The sequence below is a fragment of the Streptomyces tatrensis genome, assembly GCF_049310065.1.
In the GTDB taxonomy this organism is placed as follows: domain Bacteria; phylum Actinomycetota; class Actinomycetes; order Streptomycetales; family Streptomycetaceae; genus Streptomyces.
Genome location: NZ_JBMDLB010000001.1, coordinates 12,249 through 31,847 on the forward strand (window position 1 = coordinate 12,249; position 19,599 = coordinate 31,847).

The 19,599-nt window shown below is 68.2% G+C and carries 15 protein-coding genes; 1 reads left to right on the top strand and 14 read right to left on the bottom strand.

The window, feature by feature from the left end:
• From ACODT5_RS00065 to ACODT5_RS00130, 14 genes are all read right to left on the bottom strand, one after another.
• Positions 1–1,134, bottom strand: a complete 1,134-nt coding sequence (locus ACODT5_RS00065) for a hypothetical protein (RefSeq protein WP_422517052.1) — start codon at positions 1,132–1,134, stop codon at positions 1–3.
• Complete coding sequence (locus ACODT5_RS00070; RefSeq protein WP_422517053.1) at positions 1,131–2,462, bottom strand: ParB/RepB/Spo0J family partition protein; 1,332 nt, start codon at positions 2,460–2,462, stop codon at positions 1,131–1,133. The genes ACODT5_RS00065 and ACODT5_RS00070 overlap by 4 nt, the downstream gene beginning before the upstream one ends.
• A gap of 59 nt (positions 2,463–2,521) precedes the next feature.
• Positions 2,522–3,562 (bottom strand): replication-relaxation family protein, encoded by a 1,041-nt coding sequence (locus ACODT5_RS00075; RefSeq protein ID WP_422517054.1) that lies wholly within the window; start codon positions 3,560–3,562, stop codon positions 2,522–2,524.
• The gene (locus ACODT5_RS00080; RefSeq protein ID WP_422517055.1) at positions 3,559–5,916 is read right to left on the bottom strand and encodes a type IV secretory system conjugative DNA transfer family protein; all 2,358 of its coding nucleotides are present in this window, start codon (positions 5,914–5,916) and stop codon (positions 3,559–3,561) included. Before ACODT5_RS00080 ends, ACODT5_RS00075 begins: the two co-directional genes overlap by 4 nt.
• Before the next feature lie 19 nt (positions 5,917–5,935).
• A complete protein-coding gene (locus ACODT5_RS00085) occupies positions 5,936–6,454 on the bottom strand; it encodes a hypothetical protein (protein ID WP_422517056.1) in 519 nt (172 codons plus the stop codon).
• Between the two features lie 516 nt (positions 6,455–6,970).
• On the bottom strand, positions 6,971–8,008 hold the full coding sequence (locus ACODT5_RS00090; RefSeq protein ID WP_422517057.1) for a bifunctional lytic transglycosylase/C40 family peptidase: 1,038 nt from the start codon (positions 8,006–8,008) through the stop codon (positions 6,971–6,973).
• Between the two features lie 9 nt (positions 8,009–8,017).
• Positions 8,018–8,707 (bottom strand): hypothetical protein, encoded by a 690-nt coding sequence (locus ACODT5_RS00095; RefSeq protein WP_422517058.1) that lies wholly within the window; start codon positions 8,705–8,707, stop codon positions 8,018–8,020.
• Positions 8,708–8,776: 69 nt separating this feature from the next.
• Positions 8,777–11,176 carry a hypothetical protein gene (locus ACODT5_RS00100; RefSeq protein ID WP_422517059.1) on the bottom strand — a complete coding sequence of 800 codons (2,400 nt, stop codon included), beginning with the start codon at positions 11,174–11,176 and terminating at the stop codon, positions 8,777–8,779.
• Positions 11,177–11,415: 239 nt separating this feature from the next.
• Positions 11,416–14,001 (bottom strand): ATP-binding protein, encoded by a 2,586-nt coding sequence (locus ACODT5_RS00105; RefSeq protein ID WP_422517060.1) that lies wholly within the window; start codon positions 13,999–14,001, stop codon positions 11,416–11,418.
• A 40-nt stretch (positions 14,002–14,041) separates the two neighbouring features.
• The gene (locus ACODT5_RS00110) at positions 14,042–14,656 is read right to left on the bottom strand and encodes a hypothetical protein (RefSeq protein ID WP_422517061.1); all 615 of its coding nucleotides are present in this window, start codon (positions 14,654–14,656) and stop codon (positions 14,042–14,044) included.
• A complete protein-coding gene (locus ACODT5_RS00115; protein ID WP_422517062.1) occupies positions 14,653–14,970 on the bottom strand; it encodes a hypothetical protein in 318 nt (105 codons plus the stop codon). The genes ACODT5_RS00110 and ACODT5_RS00115 overlap by 4 nt, the downstream gene beginning before the upstream one ends.
• A gap of 27 nt (positions 14,971–14,997) precedes the next feature.
• Complete coding sequence (locus ACODT5_RS00120; RefSeq protein ID WP_422517063.1) at positions 14,998–15,993, bottom strand: conjugal transfer protein; 996 nt, start codon at positions 15,991–15,993, stop codon at positions 14,998–15,000.
• A 128-nt stretch (positions 15,994–16,121) separates the two neighbouring features.
• Positions 16,122–16,406, bottom strand: a complete 285-nt coding sequence (locus tag ACODT5_RS00125) for a hypothetical protein (protein WP_422517064.1) — start codon at positions 16,404–16,406, stop codon at positions 16,122–16,124.
• A gap of 100 nt (positions 16,407–16,506) precedes the next feature.
• The gene (locus ACODT5_RS00130) at positions 16,507–17,430 is read right to left on the bottom strand and encodes a P-loop NTPase family protein (RefSeq protein ID WP_422517065.1); all 924 of its coding nucleotides are present in this window, start codon (positions 17,428–17,430) and stop codon (positions 16,507–16,509) included.
• Between the two features lie 1,684 nt (positions 17,431–19,114).
• On the opposite strand from ACODT5_RS00130, the gene ACODT5_RS00135 reads away from it, so the two are divergent.
• Positions 19,115–19,387 carry a hypothetical protein gene (locus tag ACODT5_RS00135; protein WP_422517066.1) on the top strand — a complete coding sequence of 91 codons (273 nt, stop codon included), beginning with the start codon at positions 19,115–19,117 and terminating at the stop codon, positions 19,385–19,387.
• The last annotated feature ends 212 nt before the right edge of the window (positions 19,388–19,599 follow it).

The following is a 19,599-nucleotide window of genomic DNA, read 5'->3' on the forward strand; positions in this document are numbered from 1 at the left end:
TCAGGCCCCGTCTCGTGTGGTGATTGTGCCGTCGGCGAGCCCGGCGTAGAAGCGGACGTTGGCGGTGAAGAGGTCTTCGGTACGTGCCTGGGTGTCGACGCGTCCCTCTGCCGTCATGACGGCGCCGTGTCGGGCGTACTGCAGCGGGTTCTGGCTGATCAGGAAAAGGCGGCCAGGAAAGAGGGCTCGGAGGGTGGCGATGCGGTCGGCACGGCTCGCCCCGGTGAGGACCATGGGCAGATCGGCGGGGAGAGTGGCGGCCAGGTAGGTCAGTCCGGGGATCGCCATCTCCTCCCAGTCGGCCTGGGTTCGGAAGGTCTGCAGGTTCATGGCGAGGGCTGGAGGGAGCGCGGGGGACTCGTCGAGCCAGTCCAGGTAGCGGTCGAGGTCCTCCAGGCGGAGCCAGTAAATGTTGGGGACCGCTGTGACGCCGGCTGAGGTGAGTTCGGTGGCGAGCATCAGGTTGCGGCGCATGTTGATCAGGTTCTCGGCGCGGGGCTGGTTGAAGTACATGCTGGCGTTCGGCGTGAGAACGAGGTCCCACTTCTGGGCGGCGAGCATGTCGGCGAAGCCGTCGGCCTTGCGCCTTGTCCAGTAGGCCTCGACAAGGGGGTCCTCCGCGTAGCCGCTGAGGATCGCCTTCTGTTCTGGGCGCAGGTCGAGGAACTGGTGGGCGGTCTTGCCCTCCCACCGCGGGAACAGCTTGTGCGTCCTGGGGCTGATGACGCGCCGCAGCCCGAGAGCGTAGGCGGGCCACTTGAGCTGGGCGTCGAGCGTCCGTACGTCGTGCCCGTCGACCTGGGGGGTGAAGAGGGGCAGGCCGGGGAGCGTTCCCGGGGCCCGGAGGCCGGTGAAGTGCATGGTGCCGCCGATGTCCCGCATCCAGGCTTCCCGGTCGGGGCGGGTGCCGCAGCGGATGGGGCAGCGTGTGCAGGCGAGGCCCGGCTCGCTCCCGGGGACCGGGTCTTCGGCTCGGGCACAGCCGCAGTACTCGCAGCTGGAGGTGCAGCCCGAGCAGACCGGTTCGACCGCGCGGGGGTTGTCCATGAAGAAGGGGCAGTTGTTGCAGTCGCAGCCGGACGCGGGGGACGGGACGGGCTGTCCGATTCCGGGCATGGGCAGGGAGACGGTCATGCGGCGGTCCTTTCGGGGCCGGCGCTGGTGTGGCGCTGGAGGTCGGCAAGGAGCATGCGGAGCGAGCCCGTGTCGAAGCGGTGCAGGGTGCGGCCCTCGGCGAGCTGTGTGTTGAGGGCCCGCAACCCTTCGAGGGCGGAGGCAAGGACGGGCGGGTCTACCGGATCGGCCGCGGCCTCCTGTCCGTCCTCGATCGGTGCTGTGTCAGGGCCCGTTTCGCTCGGCGCCAGCGGTGCGACTTGCGGGTCGGCCTGCCCGGGCGAACCGGCCGGAGCCGACGCATAGCCCTGGCCGACCGACCGGGACGGGGCGTCATGGCCTGCTTCTTCGATAGCCGCAGGTCCGTTCTCGCCAGCGCCGTTCTCGACGGTGGGGCGGGCCAGCGCTGCGGCCCGCTCGGTGTTGGCCTGTTCGTACGAGACGACCGCCGCGGTGACGGCTGCCTCGGCCGGCAACTCCGGATTCGTGACCTGCGCCCGGGTTGCGGCGGATAGCAGGTCGGTTCGGCCCAGACGCTTCACGGCCTGCCACAGCTCGCTGGCGGCCTCACGGCGGCCGCGGCTGAGTCGGGCCAGGTTCGTCCGCGCGGCGAGCGCGACCTGGTGCTGATCCATGTCCGCGGACAGCTCGCGGGGCAGCGTCCGGAAGGCGGCCACGACCTCGCGTGCGCGTCGCGGGGTGATCTGCAGGCCGAGCCGGCGCAGCACCAGGTTCCACGGCGCGGCAAGGTTGGCGTCGCTGCCGCGCAGCTTCTCCATGGCCTCGAATCGGGCAACGGGGTCCTCCAGGCGCTGGATGTCCTCGCTCACCTCGATGCCGGCGTTGGCGAGCTGGGTACGCAGGATCGCGCTGCGCTCGAGCAGCAGGGCGCTGGCCAGTTCTCCGGGCTGGAGGTCTTCACGTGCGAGGTTCTCCACCAGCTGCCAGGTCCGGCGGTCCTCTTCGCTGATGGGGCCCGGGCAGATGACGGCGGGCAGTTTTTCGAACCGTGGGTTGTCTGGCTGGTTCACGGCACCCCAGCGGCAGGCTCGGTAGCGGCGTTCACCGATGACCAGGCGCCGCTGGACGCGGTCGCCCGGGCCTGGCAGCTCCTCCACCAGGACGGGGTGGAGGACACCGACGGCCGAGATCGACGTGATCAGGTCGGCAAGACCTTCGGGGCTGGTACTCGGCCCGGGGCCGCGCCCTTGGACGTCGGTGTAGACGGAGCCGTGCATCGGCAGCATCTCGAAGCGACGCTGCCGCAGTTGCTCCGAACTGTTCAGGGCCTCGGCGAGGCCCAGTACGGCGGGCATGGTGGCCGGCGGCGCTTCGGCAGAGGTGCTCATCGGGGGATCCTCCTTTCACTGGTCGTCGTCGGACAAGGTGAGGCAAGGCGCGTTTCGGGTCATCGGGGTTGGGACCGGGCCGGGGGGTGGCGGGCCGGCGCCTGAGTGCCCGGTTGGCGAAGGAGCATGTCGGTCACGGGGTGGCGCTCCTCGGGGGTTCCACGCAGCAGTGGTGTGAAAATCTTGGCGAAGGGTCCTTGCTCACGCAGGTGCTGGAGCGTGGTGACCCCGACTGCGAGATGCTGGGCGAGGCGGGCCAGGCGAGGGTCCACACGCGTGAGCGTGTACAGGTCCTCGGTGCGGTCGGCGAGGCGTTTGGCCAGAGTGGGGCTGGGGGCCCCGTCGAGAACAACCAGCAGGCGGGGGAAGGCCGGGTACGTGTGCTGCCAGGCCGGGCGGGTCGAGGCGGCCGAGCGGCGAGCGCGGTCGGGATGTTGGGGCACGAACTCGTACAAACGCCCGTATGCGGACACCTTCTTGGCGAGGTCGGCCGCGGTCATGGTGGCCCGGTCGAGCTCGATGAACAGGTTGAGCATCGTGCGGGCCCCGCGGTGGACGTGCACGTAGTGCAGGACGGAGTCGGAGATGACGTGGTCGTCCTCGAACCGCCGCTGCCCGTCACGGATGCGGTGGGCGACCTCCGGCGTCCAGGACAGGGGAGTGCAGTCGTGGCCGAGCCGGCGGGCATGCGAAACGTACGCGATCCCGACCTCGTTGACCGCCAGGGTGTGTGCCTGGCGGGTACTGGCCGCAGACTCGGGCGTGACCCGGTAGCGACGGGAGAACACCTCCGCTGCCTGTTCCACGGCGTCGGCGCCCTCTTCGGTCAAGAACCAGACGAATGGCTGGTTGAGCCGGTTACCGCCGCTGGACGCGCCCTGCGCACGGAGACGCTGGACCAGGCCGGCTCCTTCGAGAGCGCCGAGCTGCCGGCGCAGGTAGGACGAGCCGCGGGCGGCAGGAGTGAGCAGCCGGTGCAGCTGGCCGGTGGTCATCAGACGGTGCTGATAGAGAAGCTCCAAAATCGACTTGGCGAGCGCTTGGAAGGCCTGAACGCGCTGCGGCTGACGCAGTGGTTCGTGATCGGTCAGCATGCTCATCCCACTCGTGATCCCTTGTTCTTGACGAGGAATGTGACGTTGTCGGGGACCGGGGCCTCCTCCGGCGGCGGACCCGGATCGTCATCCGGCGGCTCCGGGCCGGGGTCGTCGATCGGGGGCTCGTCGGGCCCTTGATCGTCGTCCGGGGGCGGGGGCGGCAACGTGGCCAGGAACAGCCGCAGGCGGTTGTCGAGCTTGGCGAGGTCGTCGAGGATGTCCCGCACCCGCCGGCGACGCAGGTTCGCATCGACCGCGGTATCCAGCTGGGGGACGTCGTCCTGGCGGAGGTAATCGCCGTACAGCTCCTCCACGCTCGCCCCGCGCACCCGGAAGGGGTCGCTCTGGCCGCCGTCGAGAGTGACCGACATGACGTAGTGGTAGCGCTGGAGCTGCGAGATCGTGTCCGGCGCGACCTTCTTTCCCCAACGCCGGACCACCATCTGGGCCTCGTCGATGTCGCTGGCGGTCGTCGAGAGGATCGAGAGGTTCTGCAGCAGGCCCTGACGAGTCGTCGGCGACAGTCGCTGTGCCATCTGGGTCATGGCCAAGAGCTTGACCTTGTACTTTCGGAGCTGCTCCGCGATGGCGGCGAGGGTGCCCTTGCTGGCTCCGTCCACTGCGGTGAGCTCGTCGATGAAGGCGTAGAAGTCCTTGCGGTCGGCAACCGGCATGGTGCGCCGGGACAGGCCGGCGCGGAAGAGGTCGTAGATCAACAGGCACGAGACGATGCGGTCGGTGTCGCCGGTCCCCGACGGGCACACGAAGACGACCTTCCCGGTGTCCATGGCGTGCCGGATGTCGTACGTGCTCAGCGACGAACCGAGGAACCCCTTGAGGCTGTTCGAGCTGTCGAGCCGCTCGATGATGTTGGTGACTACGGGCGTGGCCTCGTTCGAGTACTTCGGGTAGGTGTGAACCCAGAAGTCGCGCAGGGTCTTGGGGAGATACGGCACGACCGCGTCGCGCCATACTTCGTCGTTGAGCAGGGTACGGATCTGGAAGATGGTCGGAGCCAGGTTGGGCCGGCCGGCCTGCGAAAGGATCCACGACAGGCGGGCGAGGGTCTCGACCGAACGTGTGAGGATCGTCTTCGCACGGCCCGCGCTGTCGGACCAGTTCAGAGCGCTCGCGAAGCCGGTGACGATGGAGTTGACGATGTCGGGGATTTCCGACTCTCCGCGGCCCTCCATGGACAGCGGGTTCCACGATCCGACCATCGCGTCGAGGTCCGGGGAGGTGAGGTCGATCTCCCACAGCCGCGGCTCTATCTGCGGATGCGCAAGGTACGGACGGGCCCTTTGCCAGCCGTCACCGTGCGGGTCGAGGAACAAGATGCCGTGGCCGTTGTGCGCGAGCGCGATCGCCTGGACCAGCGACATCTCCGTCTTGCCGTAGCCGGCCTTTCCGAGGAAGAGACCGAAGAGCAGGTAGATCAGGGGCAGGCCGGCCAGCCGCTCGCCGCCACCCGGTTTGGCTACCCAGCCCAGTGGCAGGAGGTCAGGCTGTCCAGTCCAGGTCGGCAGGCTCGGGGGCGGAGGGGGCACCACGCCACCTGAGCGAGCCACGTTCGCGGCCATGTTGTGCTTCGTGGCGGGCTTCAGCAGCCCGGCCAGTTCAGTGCCCGTCACCCAGCTGCCGCGCCGCGGGGCGAACTCACCGGTAGCGAAACGGCGGTCGAAGCTGCGCCGGTAGAGGACCGAGTCCGCGCGTAGCCGGGTAACGAGCAGGTTGAGACCGACCGGGCGCAGGTGGTTGTCGCCGGCCCAGCTCTCCAGTGTCGCCATGATCTGCTCGAGCAGCATGCGCGGCCGTGCCGGGTCGGATGAGCAGGTCCGGATCAGCAGCTGCATCGCGAAGACGGGATCGGCGCCGGGCCCGAACTTGCCCATGGCTGCCTTCACGTCGGAGACGCTGGGCATCCGCTGCCGCGGCGCCGGCCGTTGGCCGCCCCGGCCCTGCTGTCCACGCATCTCCGCGGCGATCTCGCTGCCCAGGGATCCCAGGCTTCCAAGGCTGAAGCCGCCCGAGGCCTGCCTCGGAAGGCCGGGAATCGAGGGCATGCTGCTCGGATTGCGGCGTGCCTGGGCCAGCAGGCGGCTGCGCCGGCGGCTGACTCTGGACGGCGATATCGGAACCAGGTCCAGGACGACGTCGGCCCGTTCGTCCAGGTCCTCGCGCACATCGGCGACGGCGGCCGCCAGCGCCTCCAACGGGTCGGGCTTGAGCGGAACCTCCCGCAGGGCCAGGTAGTCCGGCAGGGCCAGGGCCAGTTCAGCCCGAGCAACATGCTGCGTGGGCTTTCGCCCACTCGGGCCACGCTCGTCCCCACCGGGTGACTTCGGCTGCTCGCTCATGATTGTCTCCCTCGTCCTGTCACGCCGCGAGTGCGGTCTGGGGGTTGGCGCCGAGACGAATCTCTGGGCGCTCGGTCTGCATCCCGGCTGCGCCGACGGCGCGCATCTCACACTGGCCGTAGCTCTGGTGGCGCAGGACCGCCGCCGCCCGGGCCGGCCCCTCGACTCGCATGGTCAGAAGGCCGCCCTGGGACAGCAGCCGTACGCGCACCGCGGTCCCTCGCACTGGGGTAAAGGCCCAGCGCGACACGCTGCGCTGCGCCTGTGCCAGTTGCTTGGCGAACCGCAGGACGTCCTCGAGGCCAGGGTCGAAGCCCGTGGTCGGCAGAACCTCAAAGGCCTGGCGGTCCTTGAGGGCCCCCCTGCTGAAGTAGCGAAGCGTTAGGGCGATGGCCGTGACGACTGGGGCGACTGCTGCGGGCACGAGGGCCAGCAGCCATGTATTGCCGGCCACCCACGCCGAGATGGCGTCGACGTACGTCGGCAGGTCGTCGCCGAAGTCGATCAGCCGGTCGATGACGTCGTTCGTGGTCGTCATCTGCGTGCCCGAGTCTGGGGAGACGCGGAGCAGGTGGGAAACGTATGCATGTGGAGCTCCAGGGCACTGGGGAGTACGGATGCCCATAGAGGTGTGGAAAACAGTGGTGGTGTGACATGAACGAGGCAGGCATTTTGATCTCGCAGATGAGCCGCGGTCGTTGCGGCACGCGGTTACACCCGTCAGGCGCCGACCGTGAGGCGTCTGACCAGGCAAACAGCCTCGATTGGTGTTGCGTGTCGGCTCCGGCTTCACCTACCGGTCGGCTCTGCCGTAACCTGCGGGTGTTCGCGACCGCCCAGACCCTTCGAGGCGGATTCGTCCAGCCGACCTGTCGCATCCCCGACCGGAGTGTGTAGGTTCGCGCTTGATCTGTCGGATTCCGCGGTCAGGATCTGACATCCTGTCGGTGCGACCAACTGGTGGGACGCTCGCCCAGCTACGTCCCCAGCGGGTGCCATGGACCCGACTGAGCGCCCGGACAGCGACACGGGCGCCGGGAACGTACCCAGCGCATCAGCCCACGTGCCGCATAGCGATGATCTGGGATGCCCATTCACTGAGCGGCTTGATCCGGACGGCCAGGCCACTCCTGGGAGCGTCGATCACCTCCCCATTGCCGATGTACATGCCAACATGCTCCGGCCCGCGGCTTCCTATACGGGAGAAGAGCAGGTCGCCGGGGCGAAGCTGCGCGATGTCATCGACGGCTGAGCCGGATAGCACCTGGTCGTATGTCACCCGGGGGAGATTGACGCCGGCTGAGCCCCATGCGTACTGCATGAGACTCGAGCAGTCGCAGCCTCGGTTGCGCGAATGATCGAACGGCGGCTCGCAGCCTCCTCCCCACTGGTACATGGTCCCCAGAGCCTGCTTGGCCGTCGCGATCGCCTGCGCAGCGCCGCCGGAGCCGGGCGGAAGCGGCACTCCTCCCTCGCCGTCGACGGCCGCCCACTTGGTGGCGAGCTCGCGGATAGCCTTGACGTACGCACGGGTCTGCTCGAAAGGAGGGATCCCGCCGGCCTTCTGCACAGCAGAGGGACCCGCGTTGTACGCGGCAAGCATGTTGTCCGTTCTGTCGCCAGGAACATCCTTTACGTCATTGGCCAACGAGCAGTCATACGACATTTGAGCTGGAATCGCGTCCTTCGGGTCCCAGACGTCCTTGTCGCCGTCGTGGTCCCCGTCCACCCCGTGCTGTGCCCAGGTGGACGGTATGAACTGTGCGATTCCGTCAGCGATCGGCTCGCCGGTTGCGGGGTCCCGGGACTGGGCCTTTGGGTCGAACGAAGACTCGGAGTAGAGCTGGGCCGCGACGAGTGAAGGGGTGAGCTCTGGGCAGCCGTGGGCGGCTATGTTCTTGAGGATGAGGTCGCGGACCCAGTCGGGGACAGGGGCATCCTGGGCGATGCCACCGCCGAATCCGCCATTGCCTAGATCATCTTCTGCATCCCCCCTGTCGGCGACGGCCATGGCGACGGCTATGACGGTGGCGATGACCACGCCGATGACGAGAGTGACCAGGCAGCCGAGAGCTTTCAGAGCGGTATCCATAGGGCTCCGTCACGCGAAGGGCAGGGAGGCGACGCACCAGGCGCCTGACGGATTGCGCCGCATTTCGAGCGCGAGGTGCTCTTCGTTGGCGGTGGGTGGTGCACCGGCTGTGGTGGTGGTGACGGTGTAGAGCGCGCGCAGGTAAGCGTGTTCTGCAGTCGGGGCGGGCGCGCCGTCGGGGATCACGACGTCGTTGACAGTGGCTGTGACCTGAGCCTGCGCATCGGTCCAGGTCTTCCACTGTCGTGCGGATCTGGACTGCGAAGCAGTGAGTTGATTGGCCAGCGCCGGCGATGCCAGGGCAGCGGCGCGTCTTCCGGCCTCGCCGTACGAGGAGTCCTTGCCGTGCCGGGCGTCGTGACTCGCCCAGGCTTCCACGAAGTTCCGTGCAAGGACGGACAGTTCTTCGGGGACCACGGGTGTGGGCGGTTCGTCGCGAGCTGGTGCATCAGGGGAAGGCACTGAGATGGGAGACGACGACTGTGCAGGTACTGGAGCCGCGCCATGACCAGTGGCGGCAGCGGTCGATGCCTCCGGGAGGGATATGGCTGCCTCCTTCTTGCCTGAGGACCAGGTGAGCAGGACGGCGCCGAGGACGGCGAGCATCAAGGCAACGACCGTGATCACCGCTGTGCCGAAGCGGTGGTCGTGTTCACGCCGGATACGCGGCATAGGGGTCCCCCGGAATTCGGTCGGCATATGCGGGTAGGCGAAAGACAGATGTGAGGAACCGCCGCGGTGCTCCGCGGCAGCTCCTCACAGGACGTGTCAGCTGGTCGGCGTCGCCGGCCCAGCTGGACGCGTGACGCGACGGGGGCGAGGTCTCGCAACCTCTTTGGCCGGCGTCGCATCGCTACTGGCGGACACGATGTCCACGGGCGTGGGCCGGCCCGGTGGCGCTGGCAGCACCGGAATCGAGGCGGGACCAGAGGCTGACGCAGGCGCCGAGGAGATGCCGACGGACGGGTTGGTCACTGGTGTGGGCCGGGGCCGGCCCGGTGCTGCCGCGGGGACCACCGGAATCGAGGCGGGAGCAGGTGCACTCGCAGGCGCCGGGGTGCTGGTGGAGGGCGCGCTGGCGGCCACCGAAGGACGTCTCGTCCGACTCCCGGGTGTAGAGGGCAGCGGGGAAAGGCGCGTGGGGGAGGGCGGGTTCGGGCCGCCGGGAATGCGGCCAGCAACGACGGCGGGCCTGCCTCCCGGCGTGCTGGGCGTGGGGGGCAGCAACGGCTGTGCCAGACCGATCTGCGCGTTTGCGGCGTGCCGGCCAGCGAACCTCAACGCGGTCCCCGAATTGCGCTTCCACTCCTGTCCGAATTCAGCCGCCTCACCCCATTTTCTGTCGGCGTGGGCGAATCCCCGGTCCTTGGCTGCCACGAGGTCGTCCTTGACCGCGGTCGCCCGGGCCATGGCTCCTTGGGCGCCGCGCTTCGTCGCGGCGACAGCGCGCGGAATACCGACGGGAGCTCCGAGGGTGGCCATGAAGCCGAACTTTCCGGCCTTGACCACGGCCTTGCCCCCGTACTTGCCGGCTATCAAGGCGGCTTTGCCGGTTGCCATCGTGGCGCGACCGCCGCGGGTCTGGGACAACTTGTTGGCGGCGGCACTGGCGAGCCGCTTCTTGAGTGTCTGCTTGGCCGCGTTCTGCAGGGCCAGCTTCCCCGCGGCGGCAGCGCCCCCGGTGCCGACGACTGCGGCCGCGTTGCCGGCGATTCGGGCGGCGGCCCTGAGCCGGCCGCCCTTCTTGCCGCCCTGCGGCGATCCGGTCCACAGCTGCTTGGCGGTTCGACCGATCGCGCCGAGGGGTTTGGTGACCTTGCTGGCCTCCCCGCGTGCGTCGCCCCACACCTGCTTGAGTCCAGGGGCGGTTTCGCCGAATCGGCCGTAGCTGCTGAACACGGACCTACGGCTGCCGCCGATGCGTGCGTTGTGGAGTCGGCGGTTGAGGTTGACGGAGATCTGTCGCGCTGTTTCCTTGATCTTCTTGTGGCCGGCCAGTCCCGCGAGCGCTGCGATGTCGATCGAGAGGAACTTGACGGCAAGGATCGATCCGGTCTGCGCCTTGACCAAGGCGAGGATGATCAGAATGAAGATCGCCAGGAACAGGATCGACAACACGACTGCGACTACGGCCTTGGTGATCGCGGCGACCCAGCGCCACAGAACGGCCCGTCCGCCCCCAGGGAGAATGCCGACGCACAGCGCCCAGTGTCCGCGGATGGCCTCGAAGGCGATCCAGCCCTGGGCCACGAGGAACCCGCCGGCGACCAGGCACATCAGGACGGACACGATGATGGCGGCCAAGGCCACGAAAATGGCACTGAAGGCCATGTCTGCTGACGCCTTTTTGGTGTCCAGGACTTCCCTGTCGCCCTGTTTGCAAATCGCGCCGAACCGTTCGCTGGCTTCGCCGACCTCCTCGAAGCTGGTCACTCCGGGGACGAGTGCTTCAGGCCCAAAGAGAGCTTTTCCGGATTGCGACCAGTTGTATTCGACGAGCTTGTATTCCGCGAAGGCTCGCGCGCAGTCCTCTTCTTTGAAAATCTCGCCGTAGAGCATGAGCTGTGTGGGCTTGACGATGAAGGCGTCGACGAGGGCGTCAGTGATGGGTTTGCTGACGGTTTCAGGCTTTGCTTCGGTCGCCCTCGGGTCGTTCGAAAGGATGACAGCCGAAACCTGCAAGGACAGGTCCCTGGCGCCGCCGATCAACCCTTCCTCCGACAGGAGCATGGAGCTTCCGCCAGGAGTGGACTGTTCGTGGTTGCCGAGGAGAATTTGTGCGGGAGAGACCAGCAGTGTGGTGGCTATAGCAGCGATCACGAGGGACATGGCCGCTTCGGCGAATCCACGGGCCCGCTGCTTGAACATGATGTTCCAGCCCGCATACAAGGCGGCGAACATCAGGAACAGGCCGGGCAACCCGAGTCGATTGATTACATGGTCTCGGATGGTGCCGGCGATTTCGTCGGCCGGTTTCACCAAGATTTTTGCCGGGCCGAACTCGAGGACCCAATCGATCAACCAGCAGGAGAATCCGATGAACCATTTTGCGACGCCGAAGAAGAGCTGTGCCAGTACGTTCCAAATCTTCAGATCGATGTCGTTCCAGTCGCCGGAGTCTGCCCTGACCGTGTACGCGGAGATGGGGACACCGAATTCGTCAGTCACGTTGAACGGCTGGAGGAGTCCGTCGCTGGCGTCCTTCGGGGGTGTTGCCGGACCGGGCATGGGAGTAGGGGCAGGAGGAGGCGTGGCGGAAATGCTCGGCTCAGGTCCGGGCGGTGTGGGTGAGGGATCGGCGGCGGCGACCGTGGTTGAGAGGGCAGCCAGGAGAGCGACGACGATGACTACCAGCCAACGCAGGTGCCACGTCGGCCCTCCGCGGCGGCCTGCGCGCGCGCGGGCGCTCATACGTAGCTCTCCTCGAAGGAGCTCTCGTCCTTGGTGGTCTGCCCTGGGGTCGTCAGGATGGCGTCGGCTGCGTGCTCGTCGGCCGGGATCAAGACTTTCATTCCGCCGATGCGTCGGCGCAGGTCCCGGTAGATGCATTCGCCGGCGCGCAGGATCCGTTCGGTGTCGGAGAGGTTGATCGGGCTGAGGTTCTCGGTGATGAGCTTGATCATCTGCTCGTCGGTGGGGTCCAGGTCGAGGAATTCCAGGCAGCGGGCTGCCAGCGTCTTGCCGCGGTGGCGGAAGACGAAGACGTGGGAGAGCAGGGCGCGGATCTTGTCGCCGATCTCGCTCTTCGGGCCGATGTCGTACGGGTCGTGGGATCCGGCGAAGGCGCCGGCGAAGTGCTTGCGTCCGTCGGCGATGAGCTCCAGGAGGAGGTTGGAGCCCTCCGCACTGGAGGTGAGCCACCAGCACTCGTCCAGGAACACGCCGCAGAATTCGTTGGAACTAGAGAAGGCGACCTCGCGGCACAGTGCGGTGATCAGGTACATCAGGCGCCAGCCCATGCGCTTTTCGATCTCGAGACTGGGCAGGCGGTGCTCGCTGAGTTCCTCCTTGGTGGGCAGCCCGATCCGGTCAACGGCGAAGACGATGGAGTCGGCGTCGGTGATCTGCACGACCGGCAGGGTCGGGTCGAAGATGACCCGGCCCAGGTCCTTCTTGGCCAGGGCGCGGAGTGTGCGTACGAGTTCCGAGGCGGCGGCGCGGACGTTGTTGTCGTTGGGCTCGTCGGGGTCGGGCGTCTTGGCGCGCAGGGCGAGGTTCTCGACGAGGGTGGTCATGCTGGGATTCGGGCCGAGCCGGGTGGTCTCGATGGCCTCGGCGAGGGTGACGCCCTCGACGCTCATGGAGCCGATGTCCAGGAGCGGGGTCAGGAAGCTTTCGCAGTAGCGCGCGGCCCGCGGGCCGCGGAACACCCGCAGGGGGTCGAGGGAAATGCCGGCGGTCTCGTCGACGCGGATGATCTGAGTGCTGCCCGGGCAGGCAGAGGCAAAGCGGGACCACTCCTGCTGCGGGGTCCGGTCGATAACCAGCGCACGTCCGCGGCTGCCCACGGTGTTCGTCCGGTGGCCGGTGGACAGGATTCCGTACATCGCGGATTTCATGGCCACGCTCTTGCCTGACCCGAGCTCGCCGACGAAGGCGGCCGAGGCGGAGGCGTTGACCCGCGGTCCGTGGCTGAAGTCCACGAGGACGGGGCGGACTCCTCCGCCGTTGAGCTGCAGGCCGTAGAGGTTTCCCGTGTCGTCGCCCAGGGCTGCGCCGCAGAAGGGGAGGGCCATGGCGAAGTCGCGGGCGAGGAGGTACTGGGTGTAGTCCAGGACCGGCTTCGGTGTCGGTACGCCAGGCAGCATGGCGTGGAAGAGGCTTTCCTGGTCGCCGACCGGCCGGGTCAATGTGTAGTCATTTCCTCCGAAATGGTTGGCCAGGGCCGAGGCCTTTGCGTCGGCCTCGTCGGCGTCGGCGCCCCACACGCAGGTCATGACGGTTGCCCGTATCTCGACCTCGGTGGCGGAAGCGGTGAGTCGGTCGCGGTACTCGTCCAGGGCGAAACTCGCCTTGTCCAGGGATGCGGGCACGCCGGCGGTCTCGCCGTCGTACTCACCGCGCTGGTGCGCAAGTTCACGCTGCTGGCGGCGGCTCCTGGGCTCTGCCTTCGCCCCGGGCTCGATGTGCATGCGCACGGCCCAGTCGACGGCGAAGCCGAAGTCATCCAGGGCGGACAGGTATTCCGATCCGGGGAAGATGAAGGCCTCCGGCATCTCGGACAGGACGGAGAAGGCCTGGTAGCTGTCGCCGTGCTCGCTGCTCGCCTTCAGGTAGCGGCGGCGGAAGGGGTTGGCCGGGGCCTTGGAAGAGCGGTCACCGCGGCCGCCCTCGTCGAGGACCACCTGCGTGTGGGCGGTGGTGGTGTGCCCGCGGCCGCGAAGGGCTCGGGGGGTACCTTCCTCCGGCAGCATCGGCTCGCTGATTCCGCGGCGCGCACTGTGTCCGTAGATCCACAGGATTTCGCTTTCGGTGGCCGGTCGCAGCTTGATGCCGGTCGGCCATGCGGCGGAAAGCCGGCGTGCCTGGCTGAAGCGGACTTCCTCCTCGGCCCGGCTGACCGGCGGGACTGGCAGGCCGAGCGTGGCCAGGAGTTCGGCGTGGGCGGAGGAAGCCGTGGCCTTCGCCGTCTGCTTGAAGTCGGCGTTCACCAGCGGCATGGCGATGAAGTCGACGCGCCCGGTGAGGTCCCACTCCTCCAGCTGGTCAAGGACTTTGAGCGCGAGGTCTATGTAGTCGGGGGACTTGTCGAGATCAACGCCCGAGGTCATGCGGGTGACGACGGAGGCGGCGTCCACCTGCGGGCACAGGGAGAGCAGGAGTACCTCGCCGCGCAACGACTTGAACAGGGCTTCGAGCGCGTCGAGACGCGCTCGCTTTGTCGCCCTGGAGGCATGGGTGTAGTTCTCACTGTCGACCTTCCACACGCCCCACACGGCAGCGTGCTTTGTCCAGATCAGATGGCCGCTGACGTGCCGGATGGGCAGACGCATGGCAAGTCCTTACGCAGTTCGTGGATGTCCTTGTTGGGGCTCAGCGCTCTTCGAGTGAGGCGAGTAGGGCCTGCAGCCCGGTGCGGGCCTGTGGCCGCGGGCCGGCCCCGGCCGCAGGGAGGCCTGCGGCCGGGCCGGGCTGCATGGGGGTGGTCGCTGCCGAAGCGCCGCGCTGCGTGGTGCCCCCGTGTGTCGGTGTGGACGCCCGTTCATCAACGGCTTCCGCACCAGCTGTCGGGGCCGGCCCGATGGACGGGTCGGAAAGGCGGATCGTGCACCGGCCTATGGCGAGCCGTGGACGGATCCGGCGCTGAGGCTTGCCGCCGAGCCGGCCCCCGCTCGGGGCGGAGGCGTAGATCATCAGACTCCGCACGGCACGGGCGGGATCACGTCCGTCGAGACGTGCGTAGCGCAGGATCCAGGCCAAGCCCCACGGAGCGGCGATCATGATGAAGGCGTTTCCGATGCCGAAGTACGCCCACAGCTGGCGGGTGAGAACCAGAAACAGAAACGTTCCTGCCATCGTCACGATCTGGGTGACGGTGTACGGGCCGCCCGGAAGGCGGCCGGCTCCCGGCAGTTTTCCGATGACCAAGGGGTGCCTGCGGGCCCGGGTGTACGAGTGGCCGATCAGCTCCTCCTCGTCGGCGCTCACCGCACCAGGCCGTCATCGATGGCCGGAAAATCGAGAACCTGCACGGTGCGGGTGCCGACCGAATTGATCTCCGACCCGACCTTGCCCTGCAGCGACGGCATGTTCGCGATGCCCCAGAGGACGAGGGCACCCAGGAGGAAGGCCACGGCGGTGGCGACCCAGGACTTCGTCCGCCAGTAGGCGCTGATGATGGCGATGACCACCATGACCGCTGCAACGGCGGTCACGAGGTTGCCTACAGCGGTGGTTTTGGTGTCGGCCCAGGTGAGGATGTCCCCCGCCAGGACGACGGTGTCGGGGCCAGTGGTGTACACGATGGTTTCCTCCGTTGGGTGTTGAGGTCAGGAAGCTGTGGGCGTCGGCGAGGCGGGGGCCTGGGTTCCTGCGGAAGGCGGGGCGTCGGAGTTCATGGAGGTCGGCGCCGTGGGCAGCACCGGCTCGCTGCCGGCCTGGAGGACCGGCGCGGCTTGGAGCGATGCGACTTCCCATCGCCCTCCGCGCGATCGCAGGGTCAGCGCGTAGCTCATCGGGTGCTCGGCGCCCACGGAGTCCGTAGCCGTGACCCTCGCCAGCACCTGCCTGCTCTTGCCGTCGCCCGGTACGGCGCTGTCGGAGGCCTTCGAGGAGTCGTCCGAGAGTTCGGTGATCTTGACGCCCCCGTAGGGGGCTGGGGTCACCGGCAGCAGGGTGATTCCGGGAGAGGTGTACCGGGTGAGGTCGCCCTTGCCCGCGAGGTAGGCGCTGAGGAATCCGGAGACGGTCTGATTCGCCGGATCCGTCGCGTTGTTGCCGCGGCTGGTCGGATAGCCGAGCGCGCTCGGAGTGAGCGACGCCGGCGCCGCTACCTGCGCAGGCAAATCCGTAGCCGCGTACCCGAGAACCGCCTGAGCCTGCGATGCTCCACCGGCCGGCGGGGGACCGACGACCTGAACTGGCACCTGGAAGTACTGCAGACCCGCGTCCGTGACCGTGCCCTTGCCGTCCCGGTTGAGAACGCGGGCCGCCACGGTGACGCTCCAGTAGCCGGACGTCACTTCTCTGCTGGCCACGGCGACGGTGCGGCTTGAACCCCGAGAGTTGGGCGCGCTGGTCAGCGTGACCGAACCGGAGTAGTACGGCGCGAGGCTCCTCTCACTGCCCCGGCCGGCTTCCAGGTACGCGGTCACGTAGAGCTGGGCGAAGCCGGAGGGTCCGGTGTCGGAGGCGGACGCCGCGGCCGAGACCGTCGGAGCCGGAGCGCCCTGGACTGGACCTTGGGAACTCAGGAAGCCGAGAAGCCCGAGGAGCGGCCCGGAGACGATCAGGGTCCAGGCTCCAGCCCTCACGAGCGTGGTCATCCCAGACAGGGCTACGGTCGTGGCGACCCACCCGGTCTCCATCTCGCCGGTGTCGGGTTCACCGCTCGCAGGCTGTTCACGTTTGTCGCTGTGGCCGTCCGGGCGCCCCTCTCGCGGGCGGCGCCATTTCACGCGCTGCTCCGCTGGGCCTGGGCCGTCAGAAGCGCGGAGATGCGGGCCTTCAGCTGCTCGGGGGTCCGGGACTTCAGCGTCTCCCACGAGGTGAGGGCAGGCTCGGAGTCGTGTTCGAGGAAGCGGCGCATCTCGTCGTGCACGTTGCGGTCGAGGGGATCGCGCACCAGCGCGGTGCCCAGGCGGGTAGCGGTGATGCGGGCGACGGCCACGCGGGTTTCGTCGTCGTCCGCGAGCAGGCCGGCAGAGGGATTGGTTGCGGTGGGATGGGCGGCATTCATGGATCTGCTCCCGTGAAGTCGAGTGATCAGGTGGCCGTGCGCGGATCACCCGTAGAGGTGTGCTTTTGGGCCGCCGTGTGACAGCAGGAGGGGAAAAAGTTCAGGCGGCGGACCGGACGGCCTGGCGCAGGGGCTGGACCGCCCGCCTGGCGCGCTGACGCAGGCGGTCACCTTCGCTGCCCATCGACCGGCGGGTTCGCGGGGTGCGCCCGGGCAGAGATGAGGACTCCAGGTAGTAGCTCGCGATCCGCTGAGCGTCGGAGATCGTGAGCGCCTGGATGTCGACCGCCCACATCACGAGAGAGAGCAGTTCGGCGCGCGGGTCCCCGGCGCAGAGTTCGGGCTCGTCGCTGCTGACGATCTCGAGCTCGACGGCGCGCACGAGGCAGTCGGCCAGGGCGACCTGCGTAACCGGGTCAGGCTCGGGGGTCGGCATGAGCGCGGCGGACCGGTCGCCGGCGAGGGGCAGCAGCGAGTTCCCGATGTCCCGCAGCGCCGAGCGGTTGTCGTGGTCGGCGGCCATGGTCTTCTGCGCGAGGACGAGGGTGTCCATCGAGAGGTTCGCGAAGACCCCGCGGGGGCGGCGCTCCAGCGGGTAGGTGCCCACGACTTCGAAGAGCGCGCTGAACATCGAGGCGACGGTGTCGTCCCACCGGGCGTCCTCACGCTGCTGTGACTTGGCCATCGCGACGACCTTCGGCAGCATGACGCGAGCCGCGGTCCGCCAGGCCAGGTCCTGGTCGGCGCCGACACCCTTGGCGCGCTGCAGCAGGATCACCATCGCCTGGTCGTGTTCCTCCCAGGCGCCGCGGCGGTACAGGGCGATGATCGCGTCGACCACGTCCTGAGGGGCTCGGGTCCCGGCGAACAGGGTGTGTTCGGCTGCCCAGGTGGCGACCAGATCGCAGGCGCGGAGGTCGTTGGAGAGCGCCGCCCAGTCGTGGTTCAGGCTCCGCAGAGTGCTGGAGCCCTCGTCGGTGGCCGAGGCGGAAAGGGTGCTGAGGTGGCTTGTGCGGTGCGACATCCGAGACCGTCCTTCGTCATCTGCTGGGATGCCGCTGACGATCTTTCGAAGCCCCTTGTCCGCGGTCTGATCGCGCAGTCCGAGGCGGACGGTCAAGGCAGAACGTGGCTATCGCGCAGCGCCGGGCGCACCGGACAAGGGGCTCGGTGCGAGGTGCGCGCACCAGTGCGCGACCCGGACAAGGGGTACGGGTGCGGCGCACGCCGCGGCGCCCAGACGCACTAGTGGTGCGCGCACGGTGCGCGCCCCACGTTTTCTCCAAGGCGCACGGAGGCGAGATCGGGTGCGGTGCACGGTGCGCCCGTCCCGGCGCACCAGTGCGCTTGGGCTTCAGTGGACGCGGAAGCCTTGGCGCTCCAGCGGACTCCTTCGGCGCACCGTGCGGCTCCTCACCCAGGAACCCTGCGCCTCGCCGAAGGGAGAGCCGGCGCACGACATCACGTCATCCCAGCCTGCGCGGGCCCAGACCGAGGGAGCGCCCAACAGCATCCAGTAACACAATGTGATGGCGGAGGCGGCTCAACCGTGGGTGCAGTCCCCTCGTCGTGAATCCCCGCCACCCAGCCGCGTCATGCCGAGGCGGGATGCCAGCCGACCGGTAGCGAGCCTGGTCAAGGAACGACGCACCACGCCGCAGCTGCAGACAAGGGGCGGAAGAAGGCGTTCCGAGATTCGGACAAGGGGTGGCAGCCGTGCGGCTCCGAACCTGGACAAGGGGTACTTCGGCGTGCGGAGCACGGTCGAGCAAGCCCATCCTCTTCACCGATGGTGACGATCCCTCGCCCCTCAGGCAGTGCTGCCGGACGTCACGTCGGTAATCCGTTGAAGGTGCTCCGGATGGTTGACCGCCGGTGCGCCTGGCGCCCTACACGGTGCGCTGGCTGCACGCGATCGACTTGCGGGCTCAACAGGTGCGCACCATTCGGACAGCGAGGTGCGCTCCTGGAACGGTCCGGCGCGCACCGTGCGCCGGCCGGCAGAGGGACGCTGGTGCTTCGGGCAGCCCGGGTCACCCGGCCAGGCGCACGCGAGCGCCGGCCCGAGCGTGGTTCGTGAACGGCGGTGCGCACGCGGGCGGACGGAGTGCAACTCATCGTCCCGGCTCTTCGGCGAGGAGTTGTCTGGTGCGGTGTCGAGCGCACACAGCTCTCGTCGGAAGTGCCGGTCGGTCGCAGCTTTCCGCAGCCCATCCGACACATCGGGGCGTAGTGGGGAGGAACACCGGCTCGAGCGGTGGGATCGGCGCGGGCAACTGCTCCCGGCAGGGCTTGCAGAGCGGGTCTCCGAGACCCGGGGCAAGCCGATGAACTCGGGACCCGCAGGCTTGGCATGTGGGGCGGGGCGAAGCCAGAACCTCACGCTCGAGAGATCGGTGACCAGGGCCTGATGCAAAACACGTCGGGCAGGGCATACCGGGTCCACCCAGGCCGTGATCGGGGCACTGGCCGAGTTCGATCCGCTCGAACCGCAAGCGCTCCCGCCGGCGGGTGGCCACGATGTCGGCGCAGGCCGCGCAGGCCTCGCCGCTTGGCCACATCACCCCGGATTCGCAGCTCTGGTGACCGCACCCCCAGCGCGGAAGAGCCGCGCCCATCAGCCACCGGGCTGGGTCCTTGATGTCCGTCATGGACACGCTGGCGAATCGCGCCGTCAGGCGCTGGCGGAGCCGGGCAGAGTCACAGCCTTGGTCCAGTTGACGGCCGACCTCGCGCGCAATCCGCCGCTGCATGAACGTATTCGCCTCCCGGAACAGCGGCTGCACCGGCTCGAGAACCTTGATGATCCGCGGGTGCAGGGTCAGCGACGGGCCGTTGTAGCGTGCCCGGAGGGTCTGGCCGTCCTGGGCGTGGGGGAGTACCTCATCCGCGCGGAGCGCGAAGTCGTCCTCGTCTTCACAACTTGCCTCGTGGAGAAGGCTGGAGTTATCCACAGGAGGAGCGCCCTCTACTACCTGTAGCTCGCCTACGGCGGGTGAGGAAGGTCGCTCGTCATCAGGTCGGTCAATACTGTGGTCTTCCCTATACGCGAGCGATCCTTCATCAGCCGCCACACCCGATCCCTCATCAGGGCACACAGACGCTGACACCGTTGTGGCGGGCGCGGGCGCCCCTGGAGCCGACGGGATGTCGTGGGCGATGACCTGATGCCGGCCCTGTGCTCCGCTCCGCC

Bases quoted from the DNA above. Each gene is read 5' to 3' on its own strand.
- ACODT5_RS00065 (WP_422517052.1), bottom strand. From the start codon at position 1,134: ATGACCGTCTCCCTGCCCATGCCCGGAATCGGACAGCCCGTCCCGTCC.
- ACODT5_RS00070 (WP_422517053.1), bottom strand. From the start codon at position 2,462: ATGAGCACCTCTGCCGAAGCGCCGCCGGCCACCATGCCCGCCGTACTG.
- ACODT5_RS00075 (WP_422517054.1), bottom strand. From the start codon at position 3,562: ATGAGCATGCTGACCGATCACGAACCACTGCGTCAGCCGCAGCGCGTT.
- ACODT5_RS00080 (WP_422517055.1), bottom strand. From the start codon at position 5,916: ATGAGCGAGCAGCCGAAGTCACCCGGTGGGGACGAGCGTGGCCCGAGT.
- ACODT5_RS00085 (WP_422517056.1), bottom strand. From the start codon at position 6,454: ATGACGACCACGAACGACGTCATCGACCGGCTGATCGACTTCGGCGAC.
- ACODT5_RS00090 (WP_422517057.1), bottom strand. From the start codon at position 8,008: ATGGATACCGCTCTGAAAGCTCTCGGCTGCCTGGTCACTCTCGTCATC.
- ACODT5_RS00095 (WP_422517058.1), bottom strand. From the start codon at position 8,707: ATGCCGACCGAATTCCGGGGGACCCCTATGCCGCGTATCCGGCGTGAA.
- ACODT5_RS00105 (WP_422517060.1), bottom strand. From the start codon at position 14,001: ATGCGTCTGCCCATCCGGCACGTCAGCGGCCATCTGATCTGGACAAAG.
- ACODT5_RS00120 (WP_422517063.1), bottom strand. From the start codon at position 15,993: ATGACCACGCTCGTGAGGGCTGGAGCCTGGACCCTGATCGTCTCCGGG.
- ACODT5_RS00125 (WP_422517064.1), bottom strand. From the start codon at position 16,406: ATGAATGCCGCCCATCCCACCGCAACCAATCCCTCTGCCGGCCTGCTC.
- ACODT5_RS00130 (WP_422517065.1), bottom strand. From the start codon at position 17,430: ATGTCGCACCGCACAAGCCACCTCAGCACCCTTTCCGCCTCGGCCACC.